This is a genomic window from Bradyrhizobium yuanmingense (genome assembly GCF_029167105.1).
In the GTDB taxonomy this organism is placed as follows: domain Bacteria; phylum Pseudomonadota; class Alphaproteobacteria; order Rhizobiales; family Xanthobacteraceae; genus Bradyrhizobium; species Bradyrhizobium yuanmingense_A.
Map to the genome: position 1 here is coordinate 1 of NZ_JARFML010000132.1, position 477 is coordinate 477.

A 477-nucleotide genomic window follows, 5' to 3' on the forward strand; every position below is an offset into this window, starting at 1 on the left:
CCCGGCCTCATGCTCCTTCAACAGCGCGATAATCTGCTCTTCCGTGAACCTTGCTCGCTTCATCTGTCCGTCCTTCTTCGGGCCGGACTCTAACTCCTTCTGGAGGAAATACGCAGTGGCAGGTCAATCAGGCTGCACTCTCCGCGCACCTTGTCAAAGCCACGCAGCAAGAAATGTCGGTATCCAGCGCGGCACTTAAGTGTACCGAAGGGGTGCTCGACCACGGCGGAACGGCGTCGCATCCGCCGCCCCGTTCTCCTTACGGAAATTGGCTATGGTTCCATAGCCCGGAACGAGCCCGCGCAATAGCCAGATCAGCTCCAGATTGCGCCCGGCCTCTCGCTCGAGGCGACGCGAGGAGCGGATTTGATTGATATAGCCGTAGAGATAGAGCTTCAGCAGATCTGCCGGATCATATGGCGGCTGTCCCGCTCCGCTCTGGCGCCCAGCGTGTCGAAAACCAAGTGCGACCAGATC

The 477-nt window shown here is 59.3% G+C and carries 1 protein-coding gene and 1 pseudogene; both read right to left on the bottom strand.

What is annotated here, in order from left to right; all coding sequences use genetic code 11:
• Nucleotides 1-89 precede the first annotated feature (89 nt).
• Complete coding sequence (locus P0R31_RS41325) at nt 90-242, bottom strand: hypothetical protein (protein WP_430516905.1); 153 nt, start codon at nt 240-242, stop codon at nt 90-92.
• Between the two features lies 1 nt (nt 243).
• Nucleotides 244-477, bottom strand: a pseudogene (locus P0R31_RS40790) (transposase); the annotation flags it as partial.